General features: G+C 35.7%; 2 protein-coding genes. One reads left to right on the top strand and one right to left on the bottom strand.

Going from position 1 to position 1,304, the window contains the following annotated elements:
* Positions 1-952 (top strand): transposase (locus BUC45_RS09820; RefSeq protein ID WP_296972007.1); only part of this gene is annotated, 952 nt, incomplete at its 5' end.
* Positions 953-1,090: 138 nt separating this feature from the next.
* Here the strand turns inward: BUC45_RS09820 and BUC45_RS09815 are convergent.
* A partial coding sequence (locus BUC45_RS09815; RefSeq protein WP_296970454.1) for an ACT domain-containing protein occupies positions 1,091-1,304 on the bottom strand: 214 nt, incomplete at its 5' end.

The following is a 1,304-nucleotide window of genomic DNA, read 5'->3' as shown; positions in this document are numbered from 1 at the left end:
GATTCCTGCATTGGGTAAGATCCAAAGAGAATATTCTTTAGGTAGAATTATTATTGTTGCAGATAGAGGGATAACCACGGGGGATAATATTTGGTATATTCTTTCTGCTAAAAACGGCTATATATTGAGCTACTCTGTTCGATCAGCCGATAGGGAATTTAAGGATTATGTCCTTGATGAGGATGGATATATCCATAAAGGCGATGGTTTTAAAATTAAATCTAGGCTTTATCCAAGAGAAATAAAGGTGACTTCGGTGAGAGGAAAGAAGTTAAAAAAGACGGTAGATGAAAAGCAGGTGATTTTTTATAGCCCTAAGTATGCAGCCAAAGCTAAACAAGAGCGTGCTCAAGCACTGATTAAGGCAATGGATTTGATTAAGAATCCTGCAAAATATAATAAATCAACATCTTTCGGTGCTGCTAAGTATGTAAAAAACCTTACCTTCGATGCTAAAACCGGTGAGATATTGGAAAGTGTTTACCAACACTTATCTTTTGATGAAGAAAAATTACGTGAAGAAGAAAAGTTCGACGGATATTATGCCATTGTTACTAGCGAATACAAGGAGTCTCCTGAGAAGATCATTGAGATGTACCGCGGTCTTTGGAAGATTGAAGAATCTTTTAAGGTTACAAAAAGCGATTTTGAGAGCAGGCCAGTTTATCTGTCGCTGAAAGAACATATTGATGCTCATTTTTTAACTTGCTTTATATCACTTGTAATTATCAGGATACTTGAGTACAGGTTAAAGTGGAAGTATTCTGTGACAGAAATACTTGAGAGCCTTAGTAGGGCATCCTGTTGTAATATTAAGGAGAATTATTATCTTTTTAGCTTTTATAATGATGTTCTTAAAGATATCGGTAATGAGTTGGATATTGATTTTAGCAAAAAGTATATGAAACTCGGAGATATTAAAAAAATTTTAGGTGAGGTTAAAAAAAGGTGATTTTCACTACAACTTTTTGACAAAAATAAAAAGCCCAAAACCCTTTGTATTAAAGTGGTTAGGGGCTTTTTTTGTCTCGTTTTACTGCAAAAGTCAGGACTAAAGTCAAGCAAAATATTTTTTGTCCAATAAGCCGCATTAAACGGGGTAAGAGCCCAGTACCTTGCAAAAACCTGTCAACTGCTTAAGCTCGACTAAAGCAGTCTTTAATGGTTCATCCAGCCTGTGACCCTCCACTTCTATAAAAAAAATGTATTCACCCAGGATTCTCTTTGAGGGCCGAGATTCTATCTTAGTTAAATTAAGCTGCTGTTGTGCAAATACCTTTAAACACTTAAAAAGGCTTCCGGGG

The sequence above is a fragment of the Tepidanaerobacter sp. EBM-38 genome, assembly GCA_001896545.1.
Taxonomy (GTDB): domain Bacteria; phylum Bacillota; class Thermosediminibacteria; order Thermosediminibacterales; family Tepidanaerobacteraceae; genus Tepidanaerobacter.
This window is presented reverse-complemented; position numbering and strand designations above follow the sequence as displayed.